At 71.4% G+C, this 227-nt stretch carries 1 protein-coding gene; it reads left to right on the forward strand.

Features of this window, described 5'->3' with window-relative positions; all coding sequences use genetic code 11:
• Positions 1-227 (forward strand): HAD hydrolase family protein (locus tag BN358_RS23050; RefSeq protein WP_157593335.1); only part of this gene is annotated, 227 nt, incomplete at both ends.

Below are 227 nucleotides of genomic sequence, written 5' to 3' on the forward strand. Positions count from 1 at the left end.
TATCCTGTCCACCGAGGTCAACCCGGTCGTCGCTGCGCGCGCGGCCAAGCTCGGCGTCGAGTGCCGCCACGGCATCCCGGAGAAGGGAGAGGAGCTGCAGCTCTGGCTGGAGGAGCGGCGGCTGGCGCCGTCCCGCGTGCTCTACCTCGGCAATGACCTCAACGACCTGCCCTGCTTCGAGCAGGTCGGCTGGCCCGTGGCGGTCGCCTCGGCCCACGCCTCCGTGA

Origin of the sequence: Sedimentibacter sp. B4 (assembly GCF_000309315.1) — a bacterium.
Lineage (GTDB): Bacteria > Bacillota > Clostridia > Tissierellales > Sedimentibacteraceae > Sedimentibacter > Sedimentibacter saalensis.